Source organism: Mesorhizobium sp. WSM4311 (assembly GCF_002295115.1).
Lineage (GTDB): Bacteria > Pseudomonadota > Alphaproteobacteria > Rhizobiales > Rhizobiaceae > Mesorhizobium.
This window is the reverse complement of record NZ_NSFV01000004.1, coordinates 300,129-321,131: the sequence shown is the minus strand read 5'-3', so window position 1 is coordinate 321,131 and position 21,003 is coordinate 300,129. Positions and strand designations below refer to the sequence as shown.

15 protein-coding genes are annotated in these 21,003 nt (G+C 64.0%); 6 read left to right on the top strand and 9 right to left on the bottom strand.

The window, feature by feature from the left end:
- Positions 1–22: 22 nt before the first annotated feature.
- The 8 genes from CK226_RS12335 to CK226_RS12300 form a co-directional block, all read right to left on the bottom strand.
- Positions 23–592, bottom strand: coding sequence for a NifU family protein (locus CK226_RS12335; protein ID WP_095771677.1), 570 nt, complete (start codon positions 590–592; stop codon positions 23–25).
- Positions 593–738: 146 nt separating this feature from the next.
- Positions 739–1,230, bottom strand: coding sequence for a universal stress protein (locus CK226_RS12330; RefSeq protein ID WP_010913128.1), 492 nt, complete (start codon positions 1,228–1,230; stop codon positions 739–741).
- A gap of 281 nt (positions 1,231–1,511) precedes the next feature.
- Positions 1,512–2,579 (bottom strand): tryptophan--tRNA ligase, encoded by a 1,068-nt coding sequence (trpS, locus tag CK226_RS12325; RefSeq protein WP_095771678.1) that lies wholly within the window; start codon positions 2,577–2,579, stop codon positions 1,512–1,514.
- Between the two features lie 150 nt (positions 2,580–2,729).
- A complete protein-coding gene (locus CK226_RS12320) occupies positions 2,730–4,031 on the bottom strand; it encodes a glycosyltransferase (protein ID WP_095771679.1) in 1,302 nt (433 codons plus the stop codon).
- A 2-nt stretch (positions 4,032–4,033) separates the two neighbouring features.
- Positions 4,034–4,564: a dTDP-4-dehydrorhamnose 3,5-epimerase family protein gene (locus CK226_RS12315; protein ID WP_095771680.1), complete on the bottom strand. Its 531-nt coding sequence runs from the start codon at positions 4,562–4,564 to the stop codon at positions 4,034–4,036.
- A 165-nt stretch (positions 4,565–4,729) separates the two neighbouring features.
- Positions 4,730–6,310, bottom strand: a complete 1,581-nt coding sequence (gene murJ, locus CK226_RS12310) for a murein biosynthesis integral membrane protein MurJ (protein ID WP_095771681.1) — start codon at positions 6,308–6,310, stop codon at positions 4,730–4,732.
- A 150-nt stretch (positions 6,311–6,460) separates the two neighbouring features.
- Positions 6,461–9,262, bottom strand: coding sequence for a [protein-PII] uridylyltransferase (locus CK226_RS12305; protein ID WP_095791994.1), 2,802 nt, complete (start codon positions 9,260–9,262; stop codon positions 6,461–6,463).
- A 90-nt stretch (positions 9,263–9,352) separates the two neighbouring features.
- Positions 9,353–10,150, bottom strand: coding sequence for a glycosyltransferase family 25 protein (locus tag CK226_RS12300; protein WP_095771683.1), 798 nt, complete (start codon positions 10,148–10,150; stop codon positions 9,353–9,355).
- On the opposite strand from CK226_RS12300, the gene CK226_RS34360 reads away from it, so the two are divergent.
- From CK226_RS34360 to CK226_RS12285, 4 genes are all read left to right on the top strand, one after another.
- Positions 10,134–10,445 carry a hypothetical protein gene (locus tag CK226_RS34360; RefSeq protein WP_142887608.1) on the top strand — a complete coding sequence of 104 codons (312 nt, stop codon included), beginning with the start codon at positions 10,134–10,136 and terminating at the stop codon, positions 10,443–10,445. The genes CK226_RS12300 and CK226_RS34360 overlap by 17 nt on opposite strands.
- A gap of 123 nt (positions 10,446–10,568) precedes the next feature.
- A complete protein-coding gene (locus tag CK226_RS12295) occupies positions 10,569–13,088 on the top strand; it encodes a heavy metal translocating P-type ATPase (RefSeq protein ID WP_095791993.1) in 2,520 nt (839 codons plus the stop codon).
- 58 nt (positions 13,089–13,146) lie between these two features.
- The gene (locus CK226_RS12290; protein WP_095791992.1) at positions 13,147–13,539 is read left to right on the top strand and encodes a DUF305 domain-containing protein; all 393 of its coding nucleotides are present in this window, start codon (positions 13,147–13,149) and stop codon (positions 13,537–13,539) included.
- Positions 13,540–13,628: 89 nt separating this feature from the next.
- The gene (locus tag CK226_RS12285; protein ID WP_095791991.1) at positions 13,629–14,474 is read left to right on the top strand and encodes an aldo/keto reductase; all 846 of its coding nucleotides are present in this window, start codon (positions 13,629–13,631) and stop codon (positions 14,472–14,474) included.
- Here the strand turns inward: CK226_RS12285 and mutS are convergent, their stop codons facing one another.
- Positions 14,475–17,204 carry a DNA mismatch repair protein MutS gene (mutS, locus tag CK226_RS12280; protein ID WP_095771687.1) on the bottom strand — a complete coding sequence of 910 codons (2,730 nt, stop codon included), beginning with the start codon at positions 17,202–17,204 and terminating at the stop codon, positions 14,475–14,477.
- A 216-nt stretch (positions 17,205–17,420) separates the two neighbouring features.
- Between mutS and CK226_RS12275 the strand changes: the two genes are divergently transcribed.
- Entirely contained in the window at positions 17,421–19,700 is a 2,280-nt protein-coding gene (locus tag CK226_RS12275; protein ID WP_095792166.1) for an NADP-dependent malic enzyme, read from the top strand.
- A 176-nt stretch (positions 19,701–19,876) separates the two neighbouring features.
- On the top strand, positions 19,877–20,962 hold the full coding sequence (locus CK226_RS12270) for a sensor domain-containing diguanylate cyclase (protein ID WP_095791990.1): 1,086 nt from the start codon (positions 19,877–19,879) through the stop codon (positions 20,960–20,962).
- Positions 20,963–21,003 lie beyond the last annotated feature (41 nt).

Below are 21,003 nucleotides of genomic sequence, written 5' to 3'. Positions count from 1 at the left end.
GTCGTGCTGGCAACGGGGACGATCAGGCGACCTGTTCGACCTGCTGCACTTCCGGCACGAAATGCCGAAGCAGGTTCTGGATGCCGTGCTTCAGCGTCGCCGTCGATGACGGACAGCCGGCGCAGGCACCCTTCATGTGCAGGAACACCGTGCCGTTCTCGAAGCCGCGGAAGGTGATGTCGCCGCCATCCTGGGCCACCGCCGGGCGCACCCTGGTGTCGAGCAGTTCCTTGATTGTAATGACCAGTTCCTCGTCCGCCTTGTCGTAGAACTCGCCGGTCTGGCTGGTCTCCGCGGCCGGGCCGCTTTTCGCCATGACAGGGGCACCCGACATGAAATGCTCCATGATGGCGCCGAGGATCGCCGGCTTCAGGTGCTGCCAGTCGGGACCGTCCTTGGTCACCGTGATGAAATCGTAACCGAAGAAGACGCCGGTGACGCCGGGGATTTCGAACAGCCGGCCGGCCAGGGGCGAGGCCGTTGCCGCACTGTCGGCATCGCGGAAATCGGCGGTACCTTCCACCAGCACTTCCTTGCCGGGCAGGAATTTCAGCGTCGCCGGATTGGGCGTCGATTCGGTCTGGATGAACATGGCCGTCTCCGTGCCCGCTACGGGCAGATAGTTTGGAATAGTTCTAAATAGGCTTTATCGGCTGGACATTCAAGCGAAACGCATCGCCCGAACGACTGGCTTGCGGAATGTTTTTGCTGGCTGGGGGACAGAATCCCGGGCGGGCGTCAGGCGAGGCTGTCGATCTCCTCGTCCGACAGATTCTGCGGCACCACCGTGACCGGAATGGGGAAGGCGGCGCCCTTGCCGGCCACGGCACCGACCAGCGGCCCGGGACCTTCCTTGCCGGCGCCGGCCGCCAGCACCAGGATGGCGATGTCCTGGTCCTCCTCGATCAGTTTGTGGATCTCTTCCGTCGGCTTGCCTTCACGCACCACCATCTCCGGCTCGATGCCGAGCTTCTGGCGTACCTTGTTGGCGTAGCCATCGAGAGCCGCCCGCGCCGTGGCGTTCGCCTCCTCGCGCATGATCTTCTCGACGCCCAGCCAATGCTGGAAATCGTCCGGCACGATGACATAGAGCAGCACCAGCGTGCCGCTGGTGCTCTGCGCCCGCTTCGAGGCGTAGGCGACGGCGCGCTCGCACTCGGGCGTATCGTCGATGATCGTCAGGAATTTCCTGCGATGACCGGCTTCGCGGCTGAGGCGTTTGGAGACCATGTCTATCTACCTAGTGTCGTGATTTCGAAGTTCGCCTGCTTTCGATATCGCGCTCCGAGCGAACTTCGAAATCAAAAACGACACTGGAAATCAATAGTTTGCTCGTGTCACTGATTTTGAAATTCGCATTGCCCTTGATATCCAACTCTGGCGAATTTCAAAATCGGTGACGCGAGTGCGTTTTCGGCCGCAATCTGCCACCGCCGCCGACCGGCGGCAAGCCGCCGACCTTAGGCCAGTATGTCTTGCGCCGGAATGGTGCGCTGCACTGACGATGCGGATCAGTTCTGAAGCAGCCCGATGATGTCGCGCACCGTCGTCATCGTCGCCTCGGCGAGCACGCCGGCGCGTTCGCCGCCGTCCCTGAGCACCGCGTCGACATAGGCGCGGTCGCCTTCGATGCGGCGCATCTCGCCGGCGATCGGCGCCAGCTTCTCAACCGCAAGGTCGGCCAGTGCCGGCTTGAACACGGAAAACTGCTGGCCGCCGAATTCCTTCAGCACGTCGGCCTTCGACATCTCGGCCAGCCCGGCATAGATGCCGACCAGGTTTTCCGCTTCCGGCCGGCTTTCCAGCCCGTCGACTTCGCTCGGCAAAGCCTCGGGATCGGTCTTGGCCTTGCGGATCTTCTTCGAGATGGTGTCGGCATCGTCGGTCAGGTTGATGCGTGACAGGTCCGACGGGTCCGACTTCGACATCTTCTTCGAACCGTCGCGCAGGCTCATGATGCGCGCCGCCGGGCCGCCGATCACCGGTTCGGTGATCGGGAAGAAGCCGTTCACCGTCTCCTCGCCGACCTGCATCTCGACGCCGACGCCAAGCCGGGCGATGCGGTCGGAAAAATCATTGTTGAATTTCTGGGCGATGTCGCGGGTCAGCTCCAGATGCTGCTTCTGGTCCTCGCCCACCGGCACATGCGTGGCGCGGTAGAGCAGGATGTCGGCAGCCATCAGCGAGGGATAGGCGAGCAGGCCCAGCGAAGCATTTTCGCGGTCCTTGCCGGCCTTGTCCTTGAACTGCGTCATCTTGTTCATCCAGCCGATGCGCGCGACGCAATTGAAGATCCAGGCAAGCTCGGCATGCTGCATCACCCGCGACTGGTTGAAGACGATGTGCTTCTTCGGGTCGATGCCGGAGGCAAGGAAGGCGGCGGTGATCGAGCGCGTCTGGTCGGCAAGGTCGTCATAAACGAGTTGCGCGGTCAGCGAATGCAGGTCGACGACGCAGTAGATGCAATCGGAGGTGTCCTGCAGGGCGACGAATTTCTTGATGGCGCCGAGATAGTTGCCGAGATGCAGGTTGCCGGTCGGCTGGACGCCGGAAAAGACGAGTGGCTTGAAGGCGGACATGGGTTCCTCATGGCTTGTGGAGGGCCGTATAAGCATGATTCCAAAAAGTTGCAGACTTTTTGGAGCCAATCACGCGGCTGGAAACCGCGCGCGGCGAAAGTCTTGCGACGGCGCGCTTATGGACGACGGGTGAAAAACCGGCAAGAGGTATCAGCGGGCTGGGCGGAACTTTGCCAGCAGCCGCGTGCCTTTTGCAACAATGCTTCGCCACCCCAACGGGGTCACCACTATGTCGGCAACGCCGATGCCGCTGCGTTCCGCGGGTCTTTGCAATCTGGTGAGATGAAGTTCCAGAATCGTATGATCGTGCCTTCGTAGCGCCGTTTCAAACGTCGCTTGTGCGTTCCAGAGATTGCCTTCCTGGCGCACGTTGCAAAGGCTTGCCACAGCCGGCTGTCCGTTTGCGGACAATTTGAGCTCGGTCAGCGCCTCGCGTAGGGGGTGCCGGATGTCCAGGCGAATCCGCGCCTTGCCGGCATATTTGAACGGCACAAGCAGCTTTGGGCGCGGATTGCAGCCGACCCACAATACCCAGTCGCCGCCCGCTTCGAGTGGAAACCAGTCGAGCGCTTTTGGCGAGTTGTCCTGCTTGATGACCTCGCGCTGTCTGAGCTTGCGCAGATCCGGGCGGACGACGCCCTTGGCCATCGCATTCTGACTCGAAACCTGACCATTTTCATAGCGCTCGTAGTCCGGATGAACGACGATCATGTAAGCGCCGGCGGCCTTCGCCTTGGCCAGTTCGGACGCCAGATAGGCGTCATATCCCGGCCGGGCTATTCGCCGGACCATTCGCTCCTGCTCGTCCGAAGTGTGGCTCGTATAACTCAGGTAGCGGTGGCCGGCCGCGAACTTGTGGACAGTGACCCGCTGTGTCGAGACAAAATTCATCCCGGACCTTGCCGCCCGCAAAAGGAAATCCGCGTCAACGGGCGCTGTGATCTCTTTGGCATGGCGCCATTTCCCAATTCGATCGGTGACGTCGCGTCGGTGACCGAAACTGGAAGGCGGGAAGAAGTGCCTGAGAGCGGTGTCCGATTCGTCGAAAATGCCGGTCACCCACCGAAAATTGCTTGCCCTGGGGCCATGAAAGATCGCGCCGCTCACGACAAAGTCCGGCTGCGGGTTGTGCCCGAAAAGATCTGCCAGTGCCTGGAGATGGTCCGGAGCCCAGATATCGTCATGACCGAGATAGGCAATGTATTGCCCGCGCGACATCTCTATGCCCGCATTGTTGGGGAAGGCTTGGCTGCCGCCGCGCTCGGGCAGGTTCAGCCAGCGGATTTGCGGAGACGCGAGCGCCCGAACCACATCGGCCGTATCGTCAGTGCAGCAATCGCCTACCACCAACAGCTCGAAGTCCCGACAGGTCTGGCGCAGCACCGATTGTATCGACGGAAGAATATGTCTGCCGCGATTGTAGGTGGCCATGATGACGGAAAACGTGGTCATGTTTATCCGAATTTGTAAGGGATGCCTGGATGATCGTAGGGGATTCGTGATTTGTCCGGATGTTTAGGATCGTAGACGGTTGTCGGCATGTTGATGAATGTCGCGATGCTCTTGCCCCGATTCTGAATCCCGTGAACGACACAGGGCGGAATCGTCAGCAGGATCTTGTTCGCCGCACCGACGTCGAGGACCTCCAGTTTTTGGTATGTCGGGCTATCCTCGCGCAGATCGTAGAGTACGACCCTGAGGTCGCCATTTGTATAGGCGAGCCGGTCGAACTGTCGTTTGTGATAGACCCACGCCCTGATCGATCCCGCCTCGGCCGATACCAGATAGACATGTGGCGGCGGACTTATGGGCTCCAGCAGTGCCGACATGAGAACCGTAAGCTCGCCACGCTTGTCGCCCCTTGTAACCAGCCGCTGCATCCGCACGCCCGCTATCGGATTTTCAATGGAAATGTCTTCCAGAAGCGGAACGTCGTCTCCCCAAGGCTGATCATCAACAAAATCTTCGAGTGATAGCCTGTCCATCGAGCCCTCCAACGTTAGTGGCAACGCAATCTAGGCTTGTCCTGCTGTCAGTCGGCGCCAAAGGCAATACACGAAGAGGCGATGGCGCCTCAGCACTCGCATATCCACAGGGTTCAAGGCGGTCGCACGGCATCCGCGGCGGCAGTATCAAGAGTCCGGTGATCGTCAGCCGACAGGCGGCGATCCCTTACGCCCGATATTTCTCCGGATCATGCCGAAATCAGCGCCGCCGGTGGCAAAGGCGGTGACGAAGTAGAGCAACGCCCCGCCGGCCACCAACGCCAGCAGCGTCGTCGCCTTGACGACCAGCGGCGAGCCGGGACCGAGCCTGGCGGCCAGCCAGTGCTCGGCGAAATACAGCGCCACCGCCATCACCGCCGCCGACAGCACCAGTCGGGGAATGCGCTTCAGGAGCGGCACGTCGCGGCCCCAATGGCCGCGCCGGATCAAGACCGCAAGCAGCATCAGCGCGTTGACCCAGCCGGCCACGGCCGAGGCCACCGCAATGCCGGGTGCGCCCATCCTGGGAAACAGCGTCAGCGCGGTGGCGACGTTCACCGCCACCGAGATGGCGGCGAAGATCATCGGCGTGCGCGTGTCCTCGCGGGCGAAATAGCCCGGGGTGAAGGCCTTGATCAGCACGAAGGCCGGCAGGCCAAGGCCGAAGATCGCCAGGATCGCCGCCACGGTCGGCGTCGAATGGTTGGCGGCGAACGCGCCGCGCTCATAGACCAGCCGCACGATCGGCTCCGACATCACCCAGAGCGCCGCCGCCGCCGGCAGCGTCATGAACAGGGTGAATTCGACGGAGCGGTTCTGCAGATTGGCCGCCTCGATGAGATTGCCCGATTTCAGCGCCCGCGACAGTTCCGGCAACAGCACGATCGCCACCGCCACGCCGACGACACCGAGCGGCAGCTGGTAGACGCGGTCGGCATAGGCGAGTGAGGACACCGCACTGTCCTGCGCCGACGCGATCGCCGTGCCGATCAGCTGGTTGATCTGGGTGATGCCGCCGGTGATCGCCGCCGGCAGGGCCAGGATCAGCAGGCGCTTGACGTTCGGCGTCATCTTCGGCCGGCGGAAGCCGATCGAGATGCCGGCATTGCGCACCGCCACCCACACGATGGCGAGCTGCACAAGCCCCGCAGCCAGCACGCCCCAGGACAGGCTGAAGCCTACGGCATGCGCGTCCAGCCCGCGGTACCAGGCATAGCCAAGCACGCTGATCAGGATGATGTTGAGGAAGGCGGGCGCGATCGCTGCCGCGAAATAGCGGCGCAGCGAATTCAGCATGCCGGCCATCATGGCCGCGAGCGACATGCAGATGAGATAGGGGAACATGATCGTCGCCAGCAGGACGGTCGTCTCGAACTTGCCCGGCGTGTCGGCAAAGCCAGGCGCCACCAGGTAGCGCACGAGCAGCGGCATCGCCAGTTCCATGGCGATGGTCAGCGCCAGCAGTGCCGAGAACAGCACGCCGAACACTTCCTCGGAAAAACGCTTGGCGCCGTCGGTGCCGTGCGTCTCGATCTCCTTGGCAAACAGCGGCACGAAGGCGGCGTTGAAGGCGCCTTCGGCGAACAGCCGGCGAAAGGTGTTGGGGAATTGGAACGCGGCGTTGAAGGCGTCGGCCACCGGTCCGGTGCCGAGCGCTGCCGCCATCAGCATCTCGCGGCCGAAACCGAGCGCGCGGCTCATCAGCGTGCCGGAAGCGACGGTAGCGAATTTCTTGACGAGGCTCATGCGTTCGAAGACTGCCTTAGAGCGGTTTTCCCGGGAAAAGCGCGTCGCGCTTTGCCTTGGGAATTGCGTTGGAACAAAAAGCTGGAGCGGTTCGCCGTTTCCATGAAACGGTGAACAGCCCTGGAGCGTGGGACAAGGTGGGGATGGCAGTCACTCGGCGGCCGCCTTGGCCTTGCCGCCGCGTTCGGGCGAGATGCCTTCGAGCGTTGTCGTCAGCCGGTTGCGGATGGTGGCGATGCGGGTCGGGCTGTCGATCTTCTGGCCGGTGAGGTCCGTGACATAGAAGGTGTCGATGACCTTTTCGCCGAAAGTCGTGATGTGTGCCGATGCGATGTCGAGCGACAGGTCGGACAGCGTGCCGGTGATCTCCGACAGCAGGCCCGGGCGGTCGAGCCCCTCGACCTCGATGACCGAAAACCGGTTCGAAAGCGTATTGCGGATTTCGGCGCGTGGCGGGATCTTGAACACCTTGGCGCCGCGCTTTGGCTTGGTGCGCTTCTCGATCATCTCCGGCAGCCAGCTCTTGCCCGACAGCACGTCCTCGATCAGCCGGCCGACACGCTCGGCGCGCCGGCGTTCGTCCTCGTCACGGTCGAATTCCCTCGAAATCAGGATGGTGTCGAGCGCGCGGCCGTCGGCGGTGGTGAAGATCTGCGCGTCGACGATATTGCCGCCGGCGCCGACGCATGCCCCGGCAATGACCGAGAGGAGACGGGGATGGTCCTGCGCCAGCACGGTGATTTCGGTCACTGCCTCGAACTGGTGGGTCTTGACCATGGTGGCGAGCTTCTTGCCGGCGGCGTCGGCCTCGCGGACGAATTCGGCGTGGCGCAGCTGATCCGGCAGGTCGACGGTCAGCAGGTAGTTCTCGTAATGCAGCCCGACATAGCGCTTGCGGTCCTTGTTGGACCAGTCGGCGAGCGCCTCGGCCAGGCGTTCGCGCGCCGCCGCCGTGCGCTTGGCGCGCGACACTTCCGAAAAACCGCCGGTCAGCAGCAGTTCTGTCTCGTAATAGAGCGTGCGCAGCAACTGGCCCTTCCAGCCGTTCCACACACCCGGCCCGACACCCCTGATGTCGCAGACTGTGAGGACCAACAGCAGCTTCAGCCGCTCGACCGACTGCACGATCGAGGCGAAATCCTCGATGGTCTTGCGGTCGTTGAGGTCGCGGGTCTGCGCCGTCATCGACATGACGAGGTGGTTCTCGACCAGCCAGGCGACGGTTTCCGTGTCCGCCACCGACATCCCCATATGCGGGCAGATGCGCCGTGCGATGCGGGCGCCGGCCTCGGAATGATCTTCCGGCCTGCCCTTGGCGATGTCGTGCAGCAAGACGGCGACATAAAGCGCCTCGCGGCTCTTCTTGAGGCCGGGCATCAGCGAATGCGACAGCGGATGCACCTTTTCGCCATCGCCGCGCTCGATCTCGGCCAGCACGCCGATGCAGCGGATCAGGTGCTCGTCGACGGTGTAGTGGTGGTACATTGAGAACTGCATCATGGCGACGATCTTGCCGAAATCGGGGATCAGCCTGCCGAGCAGCCCGGCCTCGTTCATGCGCCGCAGATTGAGTTCGGCATTGCGGTCCGAGGTCAATATGTCGAGGAACAGCCGGTTGGCCTCTTCGTCGCGCCGCAGCGATTTGTTGACTAGGCCGAGCGAGCGGGTGAGCAGTTTCAGCGCATCGGGATGGAATTCCAGCCCGTGCTTGTCGGCGAACCAGAACAGCCTGAGCAGGTTGACCGGATCGCGCTCGAACACCTGGTCGTCGGCGATGTTGATGCGGTGGTTGTCGACAATGAAATCGGAAGTGCCGGCAAGCTTGCGCTTGCGGCGCTGGAAGGTGAGGAAGATGCGGTTGAAGCCGGGAACGTGCTTGGCCTGTTCCTCCTCGAGCGCCGCGCAGAAGATGCGGGTCAGGTCGCCGACATCCTTGGCGACGAGGAAATAGTGCTTCATGAAGCGCTCGACCGCCGACAGGCCGGGATGGGTGGTGTAGCCGAGCCGCTCGGCGATCTCGCGCTGGATGTCGAAATGCAGCCGCTCCTCCGCCTTGCCGGTGAGGAAATGCATGTGGCAGCGCACTGCCCACAGGAAGTCCTCTGCCTTCTGGAACTCGCGGTACTCGGCCTCGGTGAAGACGCCCTTTTCGACCAGTTCCTCGCCGGTGCGCACGCGGTAGAAATACTTGCCGATCCAGAACAGCGTCTGCAGGTCGCGCAGGCCGCCCTTGCCATCCTTGACGTTGGGCTCGACCAGATAGCGGCTTTCGCCGGCCTTGGCATGGCGATCGTCGCGTTCGGCAAGCTTGGCCTGGACATATTCGGGGCCGGTCGTGCGCACCACCTCGTGGTCGAAGCGCACCATCAGTTCGTCATAGAGCTTGCGTTCGCCCCACAGGAAGCGCGCTTCGAGGATCGAGGTGCGGATGGTGATGTCGGTGCGCGACAGCCGCAGGCACTCATCGATGTTGCGGGTGGCGTGGCCGACCTTCAAGCCGAGATCCCACAGCATGTAGAGCATGTATTCGACGGTCTGCTCGCCCCATGGCGTTTGCTTGTAGGGCAAGAGGAACAGAAGATCGATGTCGGATCCCGGCGCCAGTGTGCCGCGGCCATAGCCGCCGACCGCCACGACGGCCATGCGTTCGGCCGACGAACGGTTCTTCACGCGGTACACATGCGTCGCGGCGAAATCGTAAAGCGCCCGGATCAGCTCATCCATCAAATGCGACAATCGCTCGGCGCAGGCATTGCCGCCGCCATCCTGCTTCAGCATGGCCTCGGCAATCTTTCGGCCTTCGGCGAGCCGGGCCTTGACAAGCTGCAGCACGCCGGCGCGGGCGGCGGGTCCCGAACCATCACCCGCCGTGGCCGTCGTCAGCGCGGTCATCTCGCGGCGCAAGGCTTCGCCGTCGATCAGTTCATCGAGCTTCAGGGAGATTTTCGCCATAGGTATCAGTCGGCCTTGCCATTTGGGCGGCGTCTATAGCGTGTTTTCGCGGCGCTGGGTATGGGGCCCGCTGATGGCCCGGCAAGCGACTTAGTCCGATGCCTCGACCGGATCGAGGGGAACGACGATCCGTTGCCGGAATCTGCAGAAATCGGCGATCCACCGTGCGGTTCGCCCGGCCTCTCTGCTGATTCTCACGGCCATCGGCTTCCTCTGCCTTGCCATAAGCCCGCTGGCGGTTCGCGCGGCATCGCGTTCCTGGTCAAGCAGGCTCGCCAGCCTTCCGTCGACGAATTGATCCTGTGCGCAGAGCGCCGGAACAAGTTGGTAGATGGTCTTGCCGGCCGACATGATGGGGTTGAAGATGAGATCATCGACAGCAATGTTGGCCTGCGCCGTTGCCTGCAGAAAATCGCGTGCCGTTCGCCGCGAGAGCAGATAACCGCCCGCCCCCGGATGGCCCTTGCGGAGACGGAACATGGAAAAACCATGCCCGGCAGGGGTCCTTCTCCTCTGGATCACGGTTCTGGAGAAGAACGTCTCGAGCTTCACGACATCGGCGTCCGCCGGCACCCAACTCGTATCGCCCAGCAACGCCCCGGCCTTACTGGAGAAGACCATGTCGTCCTCGAACACGGCGCCGTATGGGGCCCCGTCCTGTGCAATGATCGTCCAGCAGGCTCGATGACTGTGCAGGCAGGCGATTTCACTGCCGGAGAGCGGCCGGGTGGCGTGTATTGCATGCTGCGGCTGCAGCATCAGGTCGGGATGTTGCTTGCCATCGATCCCCGCGACCCGCTCGAACCCAATGCCGATGCGAGCGAATTCCCTCGACATGTGAGCAAGCCGCTCGGGAGATCGATCGAGGTTGATGACCAGACGCTTCATTTTCACGAGCTATTTTTTCGAAACCCTTGCTTCCACGGAACCGGCGCGAACCGCCAATCACCGCGGGAGCCTGCTAGCACGGGTGACGCTATGGTTTGTTGATCTTTTCTGGCGTGAATATCATGCCGCAAGGGGAGAGCCAACAGAGAGCCAAGCTCTCAAGGCCAGCCTGATTTCCCGGGAGATTGCGCCCGATGTCGGGAACGCCGGATTGAAGACGAGATCATCCGGCTACGCGCAGGCCGGTGCGGTAGCGTCGAGGACGTCGCGTGCCATTTGCCTCGACATGATGTAGCTGCCGGTAACGGGCGAGCGGCCAATGCCGGGCTGGAAACGAAAAAATCGGAACAGCCCTTGACCTTCCAGTTACTGGAAGCACTACCTCCGCAATCAGGCAGAGGGATAGAGGCATTTTGGAATGACGCATCCAGACCATGACCATCGCGGCGATCACCACGCACATGGCCCGCACGGCAGCTGTTGCGCGCCGAAGGAGGCCGATGCGACAGCCGTTCTACGCGATCCGGTCTGCGGCATGACCGTGGATCCAGCCGCCGGCAAGCCGACATCGGAGCATGGCGGCCGCCTCTACCATTTCTGCAGCGAGCGCTGCCGTTCGAAATTCCAGGCCGAGCCGGAACAATACCTCACGGCCACCGACCCCGTCTGTGGCATGAGCGTCGACCGTGCCACAGCCAGGCACTTCGTGCGCCATGAAGGCCAGGGCTTCTATTTCTGTTCCGCCGGCTGCAAGGCGAAATTCGAGGCGGCACCGCAGACCTATCTCGGCGACAGGCCGGCACCGCCGCCCGCGCCCAAGGGCACGCAGTATACCTGCCCGATGCATCCCCAAATCGTCCGCGACAAGCCCGGCTCCTGCCCGATCTGCGGCATGGCGCTTGAGCCGATGGGCGTGCCATCGGGGGATGAGGGGCCAAATCCCGAACTGGTCGATTTCACCAGGCGGTTCTGGGTCAGCGCGCTCCTGTCGATCCCGCTTCTGATCGTCGCGATGGCGCCGATGATTGGTGTGTCGTTCGAAAGCTGGGTCGATGATCGCACAAAGGTCTGGATAGAATTGCTCCTGGCAAGCCCGGTAGTGCTCTGGGCCGCTTTTCCCTTCTTCCACCGTGGCTGGGAGTCTGTCCTCAACCGCAGCCCCAACATGTGGACGCTGATTTCGCTGGGCGTCGGCGCGGCCTACCTCTACAGCGTCGTCGCCACCCTGTTTCCCGACATCTTCCCGCATCAGTTCCGCGGCCATGGCGGGGCTGTGCCGGTCTATTTCGAGGCCGCCGCCGTCATTGTCGCGCTGGTTTTCCTCGGCCAGGTACTGGAACTGCGTGCCCGCGAAAAGACCGGCTCGGCAATCCGCGCCTTGCTCGATCTGGCGCCGAAGACCGCGCGGCGTATGGCCGAAGACGGTTCCGAGACCGATGTGCCGCTGGACAGCGTCAAGGCCGGCGATCGCCTGCGCATCCGGCCCGGTGATGCGGTGCCGGTCGACGGCACGGTGCTCGAAGGCCGCTCCTCCATCGACGAATCGATGATCACGGGCGAGCCGCTGCCGGTCGAAAAGGCCGAGGGCGATGCTCTCACCGGCGGCACGCTCAACAGGCAGGGTTCGCTGATCATGCGCGCCGAACGGATCGGCGCCGAGACCACGCTGGCGCGCATCGTCGAACTCGTCGCCAAGGCACAGCGCTCGCGCGCGCCGATCCAGGGATTGGCCGACCGCGTTTCCTTCTACTTTGTCCCGGCCGTCGTCCTTGTCGCCGTCGTGGCCTTCATCGCCTGGGCCGTCTTCGGTCCCGAGCCCAGCCTGATCTTCGCCATCGTCTCGGCGGTCTCGGTGCTGATCATCGCCTGTCCCTGTGCGCTTGGCCTCGCCACGCCGATGTCGATCATGACCGCCACCGGGCGCGGGGCGCATGCAGGCGTGCTGATCAAGGAAGCCGCCGCGCTCGAACGCTTCGCCTCCGTCGACACGCTGATCGTCGACAAGACCGGCACGCTGACCGAGGGGCGGCCGAAACTGACGGATGTCGTCGCGGCAAACGGCTTTTCCGAAGACGATTTGCTGGGGCACGCCGCGAGCCTGGAGAAGGGCTCGGAACATCCGCTGGCCGAGGCCATCGTCGAGGGCGCCGCGGCGCGCGGAGCGGCCGTCACCGACGCCGGCGATTTCGAGGCGGTTACCGGCAAGGGTGTTTCCGGCACGGTGTCGGGCAAGGCCATGGCGCTCGGCAATGCCGCGATGATGGGCGATCTCGGCGTCGATGTCTCTTTCCTTGCGGCCAGCGCAGAAGCGCTGCAGGGCGACGGCAAGACGGCGATGTTCGTCGCTGTCGGCGGCAGACTGGCCGGCATCGTCGCCGTCGCCGATCCCATCAAGGCGACCACCGCCGAGGCGATCAAGGCGCTGCATGACAGCGGCCTCAGGATCATCATGGCGACCGGCGACAATGAGCGCACGGCCAACGCAATCGCCAAAAGCCTTGGCATCGACGAGGTTCGCGCCGGCCTGTTGCCGGAACAGAAGGCAGCCCTGGTCGAGGAACTGCGCGGCAGGGGCGCCGGTGTCGCCATGGCCGGCGACGGCGTCAACGATGCGCCGGCCTTGGCCAGCGCCGATGTCGGCATTGCCATGGGCACCGGCGCCGATGTCGCGGTCGAAAGCGCCGGCATCACTTTGGTCAAGGGCGACCTCAACGGCATCGTCCGCGCCCGCACCTTGGCCCAGGCGACGATCGGCAACATCCGCCAGAACCTGTTCTTCGCCTTCCTCTACAATGTGCTTGGCGTGCCGGTCGCCGCGGGCGTGCTCTATCCGATCACCGGCATGCTCTTGTCGCCGATGCTGGCGGCGGCGGCGATGAGCCTGTCCTCCGTCTCGGTCATTGCCAACGCATTGCGGCTGCGGACGTTGAAACTCTGATCCAAACCCCCAAATACGAAACCCCCAGATACCGAACCAAAGCAACAGGAGACCATGAATGACCTTGGCCAAGAAACTCGTGCTCTTGCTGATGGCGGCCGGAATGCTGATCGCCGTCTTCCTCGAAAGCGTTCCGGCGCAGAGCGAAGAGATGAAACACGACATGGCTGGGATGTCGATGGGCGCGACCGGCCCTTCGACCGAAGGCTACAAGGCGGCGATGGACAAGATGCATGCCGACATGATGGCGTCGCAATACACCGGCAATGCCGATGTCGATTTCGTCCGCGGCATGATCCCTCACCATCAGGGCGCCATCGACATGGCCAAGGTCGAGCTTGCCAACGGCAAGGACCCGGAAATCCGCAAGCTCGCCGAAGGCGTCATCGCCGCGCAGGAAGCCGAGATCAAGCAGATGCAGGACTGGCTCGCCGCGCATCCGGTCAAGTGAGCCTTTCGCGACGGTGAGATTTGGGCGACAACGCCTCTGGATTTTCTCGCCCGTCCTGTGATGCGATTCGGCCTCGAACGGAGCCTGCCATGCCATCGACCATCAGAACCACCACGCTGCCCTCTGGCGAAGCCGTTCAGGTGCTCGGCCAGGGCACGTGGAAGATGGGTGAGGATTCGCGCCGCCGTGCCGATGAGGTCAACGCTCTCAAACTCGGCCTCGACCTTGGCCTCACGCTGATCGACACCGCCGAAATGTATGCCAGCGGCGGCGCCGAGGAAGTGGTGGCGCAAGCCATTGCCGGGCGCCGCGCCGAGGTCTTCGTGGTCTCGAAGGTTCTGCCGTCGAACGCATCGCGCGCGGGCGTGCAGCGCGCCTGCGAGAACAGCCTCAAGCGCCTGCGCACCGACCGCATCGATCTCTACCTCCTGCATTGGCCGGGCAGTGTGCCTTTGGCCGAGACGGTCGAGGCCTTCGAGGCCTTGAAGAAGGCCGGCAAGATCCGCCATTGGGGCGTCAGCAATTTCGACACCGAGGACATGGAGGACTTGGCCGGCTTGCCCGATGGCGGCAACGTCCAGACCAACCAGGTGCTTTACAATCTGGTCCGGCGCGGCCCCGAATTCGATCTGGCGCCCTGGAGCCGCAGGCGCGGCATTCCCCTGATGGCCTATTCGCCGGTCGAGCAGGGCGCGCTGGCGCGCAATGCCAGGCTCGATGCCGTCGCCGCCCGCCGCAATGCGACCGCGGCACAAATCGCCCTGGCCTGGGTGATGCATCAGGAGGGCGTCATCGCTATTCCGAAGGCCAGCAGCCAGGAGCACGTCCGCCAGAATTTCGCGGCGCTCGACATCAAGCTTACGGGCGAGGATCTCGCCGACCTCGACCGCGCCTTTCCGCCGCCAACACGCAGGCGCGGCCTGGAGATGATCTGACTACTTCCCCGCCAGTCCCTTCAGCCGGTAAAGCGCTTCCAGCGCTTCCCTTGGGGTCATCTCGTCCGGATTGATCTCGCCGAGGGCGGCGCCGAGCGCGTCGCTCTTCACCGGCTTCGGCGCCTCCCGCTTCACCGCCACGGAAAACAGCGGCAGGTCGTCGACCAGCCGGTTGGTCTTGCCGGAAACCTCGCCTTCCTCCAGCTGGTGCAGCACCTGCTTGGCCCGGTCGACCACCGCTTCCGGCAGGCCGGCGAGCCGTGCCACCTGGACGCCGTAGGAGCGGTCGGCGGCACCCTTGCCGACCTCGTGCAGGAAGACGACGTCGCCTTCCCATTCCTTGACCCGCATGGTGACGTTGTGGAGCCGCGCCAGCTTGCCGGCCAGCGAGGTCATTTCGTGGAAATGGGTGGCGAAGATCGCCCGGCAGCGGTTCTTCTCATGCAGATATTCCACTGCCGCCCATGCGATCGACAGGCCGTCGAAGGTGGCGGTGCCGCGGCCGATCTCGTCGAGGATCACCAGCGCTCGTTCGCCGGCCTGGTTGAGGATCGCCGCCGTCTCGACCATCTCGACCATGAAGGTCGAGCGGCCGCGCGCCAGATCGTCCGAAGCGCCGACGCGCGAGAACAGCCGGTCGACGACGCCAATATGGGCCGATGCCGCCGGCACGAAGGAGCCGGTCTGGGCCAAGATGGCGATCAGCGCGTTTTGCCGCAGAAACGTCGATTTACCGCCCATGTTGGGGCCGGTCAGCAGCCAGATCGCGCCGTTCTTGCCGTTCCCTTCCGGCGACAGGTCGCAATCATTGGCGACGAACGGTCCCTCGCCCGAACGGCGCAAGGCCTGCTCGACCACCGGATGACGGCCACCTGATATCTCGAAGGCAAGGCTCGAATCCACCACCGGCCGGCACCAGGCTTCGCTTTCCGAAAGCAACGCAAGTGCCGCCGAGACATCGATCGCTGCCAGCGCATCGGCGCCGGCACGGATCTTTTCCGCCTCGCCGACGGCTTGCGCCGTCAGCGCATCGAACGCTGCCAGCTCGATGCTGAGCGCCCGGTCTGCGGCGTTGGCGATCTTGGTCTCGAGTTCGGCAAGCTCCGTCGTGGTGAAGCGCATGGCATTGGCCATGGTCTGGCGGTGGATGAAGCGCGCTTTGGCGCCATCGCTGCCGGTCATGACCGCGTGGTGATTGGCGGTCACCTCGATGTAGTAACCCAGCACGTTGTTGTGCCGGATTTTCAGCGAACGGATGCCGGTCTCCTCGATCAGCGAGCGCTCCAGCCCGGCGATCACTTTTCGCGATTCGTCGCGCAGCGCCCGCATCTCGTCGAGTTCCGGGTGATAGCCGCCGCGCAGGAAGCCGCCGTCGCGTTTGAGCAGCGGCAATTCCTCGCCGAGCGCCTGGGTCAGATGCTGGGCAAGCGCCTGCGGCAGCGCCTGGATGGCGGCCATCGCCTCCGCCAGTTCCTGGGGCAGGGCGGTCGCGGCGAAGATTTCGACGATGGCGCCGGCCGCCTCGAAACCGGCGCGCAGTGCGCCGAGGTCGCGCGGGCCGCCGCGGTTGAGCGCCAGCCGCGACAGCGCGCGCGGCATGTCGGCGACGCTTTTCAGGCTCGTCCGCACCGCCTGGCACAACCGCGTTTCGGAGCGGAAGAACGACACCGAATCCAGGCGCGCGCCGATCGCCGCCGGGTCGGTCAGCGGCGCCATCAGCCGGTCGGCGAGCAGCCTTGCGCCGCCGCCGGTCACCGTGCGGTCGATCGCCTTGAACAGCGAGCCCTCGCGACTGCCCGACAGCGTGCGTAAGAGCTCGAGATTGCCGCGCGTCGCCGGATCGATGAACAGGGTCGAGCCCTGCTCCTCGCGCTCGGGCCGCGACAAAGGCGGGCGCTCGGCTTTCTGCGTCTTCTCGACATAGGCGATGGCGCCGGAGATCGCCGACAGTTCGGCGCGCGAAAACGTACCAAAGCTGTCCGGCGTCGCCACCTCGAAGAAGCGGGCGATGCGCCCGGTGGCCGAGGCCGAATCAAACAGCGATGGCGGCTGCGGGTTGGCGATGCGGCCAAGCACGTCGAACACCGGCCTCAGCTCGGGATCATGGAACACCGGCTCGGCGACGATCAGCTCGCGCGGATCGACGCGGAAGACGTCGGCCAGCAGCCGGTCGGCGGTGGTCTCGGCAACGCGGAAGGCGCCGGTCGAGATGTCGATCCAGGCAATTGCGAAGGCATGGTCGCTGCCGCCCTTCACCCGCCCCAGCGCCATCAGGAAGCTCGATTCCGACGGCGCCAGCAATTTGTCCTCGGTGATGGTGCCCGGCGTCACCAGCCGCACCACGTCGCGGCGCACCACCGATTTGGAGCCGCGCTTCTTCGCTTCGGCCGGATCTTCGATCTGCTCGCAGACGGCGACGCGGAATCCCTGGCCGATCAGCTTCTGCAGATAGTCGTCGGCAGCATGCACCGGCACGCCGCACATCGGGATATCGTGGCCCTGGTGCTTGCCGCGCTTGGTCAGGACGATGCCCAGCGCCCGGCTCGCCTTTTCGGCGTCGTCGAAGAACAGTTCGTAGAAATCGCCCATGCGGTAGAACAAGAGCGAATCCGGGTTCGCCGCCTTGATCTCGATGAACTGCTCCATCATCGGCGTGACGGCGGCCGTGCCGGGCTGGGGCGGCGTCATCACCTCGGGGGCGTCGGGCTCATTGGCTATGTGCATGTTCATGGCGCGGCACGCTAGCAGATGTGGTGGCCGGGTTTAATGCCGGGGCTTCGAAAAGCAGGGGAAGACCGAGGCGATGGTTTGCAAGCAATTGCCCGTCGGCCTGCGATTCCCGCGCGCTGGCGGTTTACACGCGGCGGCGCGTGGTCTTAATTCGGACCGAAACAAAGCACCCGCTTCAAGGAGGTGCTGCACCCGGTGAGGAAATCGAAAAGCATCATGGCCAGGAAAACCGAGAACAACGATCCGTCCGTCAGCGCGCAGGAAGCGCTCGAATTTCACGCGATGGGTCGGCCCGGCAAGCTGGAGATCGTCGCCACCAAGCCGATGACGACGCAGCGCGATCTGAGCCTCGCCTATTCGCCGGGCGTCGCCGTGCCGGTACGCGCCATCGCCGAGGACCCCAGCCGCGCCTTCGACTACACGACGCGCGGCAACATGGTCGCCGTCATCTCCAACGGCACCGCCATCCTTGGCCTCGGCAATCTCGGCGCGCTGGCCTCCAAGCCGGTGATGGAAGGCAAGGCGGTGCTGTTCAAGCGCTTCGCCGATGTCGATTCCATCGATCTCGAGGTCGACACCGAGGATGCCGACGAGTTCATCAACTGCGTGCGCTTCCTCGGACCCTCCTTCGGCGGCATCAACCTGGAAGACATCAAGGCGCCGGAATGCTTCATCATCGAGCAGCGCCTGCGCGAACTGATGGACATCCCGGTCTTCCACGACGACCAGCACGGCACCGCCATCATCTCGTCCGCCGGGCTGATCAACGCGCTGGAGATCACCGGCCGCGACATGAAGACCACGAAGATGGTCTGCAACGGTGCGGGTGCCGCCGGCATCGCCTGCATCGAGCTGATGAAAGCGATGGGCTTCGCGCCCGAAAACATCATCCTGTGCGACACCAAGGGCGTGGTCTTCCAGGGCCGCACCGAAGGCATGAACCAGTGGAAATCGGCGCATGCGGTCAAGACCGAGGCACGCAGCCTTGCCGAGGCGCTCGACGGCGCCGACGTCTTCCTCGGCCTCTCGGCCAAGGGGGCGCTGACCACCGCCATGGTGCAGTCGATGGGCAAGAACCCGATCATCTTCGCCATGGCCAACCCCGACCCGGAAATCACCCCGGAGGAAGTGGCCGAGATCCGCACCGACGCCATCATGGCGACGGGCCGTTCGGACTATCCGAACCAGGTCAACAACGTGCTCGGCTTCCCCTACATCTTCCGCGGCGCGCTGGATGTGCGGGCCACCACCATCAATGACGACATGAAGATCGCCGCGGCCCGCGCGCTCGCCGAGCTGGCGCGCCAGGACGTGCCCGACGACGTCGCCGCCGCCTATCAGGGCAACCGGCCGAGATTCGGCCCCAACTACATCATTCCGGTGCCGTTCGACCCGCGGCTGATCTCGGCCATTCCGCTAGCGGTGGCCAAGGCGGCGATGGAGTCGGGCGTCGCCCGCAAGCCGATCCTCGATCTCGACCGCTATGCGCAGGAACTGTCGGCTCGCCGCGACCCGATCGCCTCTACCCTGCAGCGCATCTACGACCGCGTGCGCCGCCAGCCCAAGCGCATCGTCTTCGCCGAGGGCGAGGAGGAGCAGGTGATGCGCGCCGCCGTCTCCTATGTGAACCAGCGCCTCGGCACCGCCATCCTGCTTGGCCGCGACGATATCATCAAGGAAAACGCCAAGCACGCCGGCATCGACCTCAACAAGCAAGGCATCGAGATCATCAATGCAAGGCTGTCGCGCCGCAACGGCATCTACACCGACTATCTCTACGAGCGCATGCAGCGCAAAGGTTTCCTGTTCCGCGATTGCCAGCGGCTGATCAACAACGACCGCAACCATTTCGCCGCCTGCATGGTGGCGCTGGGCGACGCCGACGGCATCGTCACCGGCGTCACCCGTAACTATTCCACCGCGCTCGACGACATCCGCCGCGTCATCGACGCCAAGCCCGGCCACCGCGTCATCGGCGTCTCGATCGTGCTGGCGCGAGGTAAAACCGTCCTCGTTGCCGACACCGCCGTGCACGACATGCCCAATGCCGAGCAGATCGCCGACATCGCCGAGGAGGCGGCAGGCTTCGCCCGCCGCATGGGCTATGAGCCGAGGCTCGCCATGCTCGCCTATTCCACCTTCGGCCACCCGCAAGGAGAGCGGTCCGAGCGTGTCCAGGAGGCCGTGCGCATCCTCGACAAACGCCGCGTCGATTTCGAATATGACGGCGAAATGGCCGCCGATGTCGCGCTGAATGCCCGGGCGATGGCGCAATACCCGTTCATCCGCCTCACCGGCCCGGCCAATGTGCTGATCATGCCGGCCTTCCACTCGGCCTCGATCTCCACCAAGATGTTGCAGGAACTCGGCGGCTCGACAGTGATCGGCCCGCTGCTGGTCGGCCTGAACAAACCGGTGCAGATCGTCTCGCTGAATGCCAAGGATTCGGACATCGTCAACATGGCCGCGATCGCGGCCTATACGGCGGGGACTTGAGGGGCGGTCCGCGTGGAAGGCGGAAGCTAACGATCTGGCTCTTCGAACCCGGCGGCTCGAAACGCCGCCGGCTCCCCATAACAGATTGATAAGATTCAGCTGATATAGGGAAGCTCTTGCCGACATGCCGTAACGGCATCCACGGCGCGCTCAGACCGCTAAATGGGGGTGCGGCCATGAAGCATGACGGAGTTTCCGTATCCACGGTCGGCCCAGTGGTCTACCACGACGAGCGGCTGGACGCCTTGCTCAGCATTACCGGCCGTATGGACGGTTATCTCTATCGCTGCCGCAACGACGCGTCCTACACCATGCTCTATATCAGCGACGGCATCTTCACCGTCAGCGGTTATCGGCCGAGCGATTTCATCCACAATGCGGTGCGCGACTACGTCTCGGCCATCCACCCGGATGACCTCCCGTCGGTCTATGCCGCCGTCGACGCCGCGCTCGAGGCGCGCCGCAATTGGAACGTCGACTATCGCATTGTGCCGAGGGCCGGCGAACCGCTCTGGGTCCGCGAGATCGGCGGCGGTGTCTGGGACAAAGCCGGCGATCTCGAATTTCTGGAGGGCTTCGTCGTCGACATCAGCGACCGCAAGGTCGTCGAGGACCTGAACGCCCAGTTGGTCCTGGATCTGAAGATCGCCAACGAGGAACTCTCGGCGCAAAAGCGCGAGATCGAGGTGGCGAAGCAGCAGAGCGACCATTCGGCCAACCACGATGCCTTGACCGACCTGCCCAACCGGCGTGCCTTCCACAACGAGATCAGATCGGTCGTCACCCGCTGCGGCGCCACCGGCGAGGCGGCCGGGTTGCTGTTCATCGATCTCGACCGGTTCAAGGAAGTCAATGACACGCTTGGCCACGAGGCCGGCGATGCGCTGCTGCAGCGCGTGTCGAGCCAGCTTCGCTCGATCCTGCGCAGCGCCGATTTCGTCGCCCGGCTCGGCGGCGACGAGTTCGCCTTCCTGTTCTCGGCCGACACCGAGCTGGCACGGCAGAAGGCCGTGCGCGTCGCCGAACGCATCCTGGAAAGGTTGCGGATCAAGGTTCCCACGCCCAATGGCGCCATCCAGGTCGGCTGCACCGTCGGCGTGGCCATGTATCCGGCGGAAGCTCGCGACTCCGAAGCGCTGATCGCGCTCGCCGACCGGCTGATGTACATCGGCAAGAAGAGCGGCCGAAATCGGCTGGTCACCGCCAGCGAAATGGCGCCGCAACAGCCGTCGTCCAGGCCTCGCCTTCGCAAGACGGCCTAGTTATCGCCAAGAACTGTGCCGACTCCAAAATCCAAGGGATG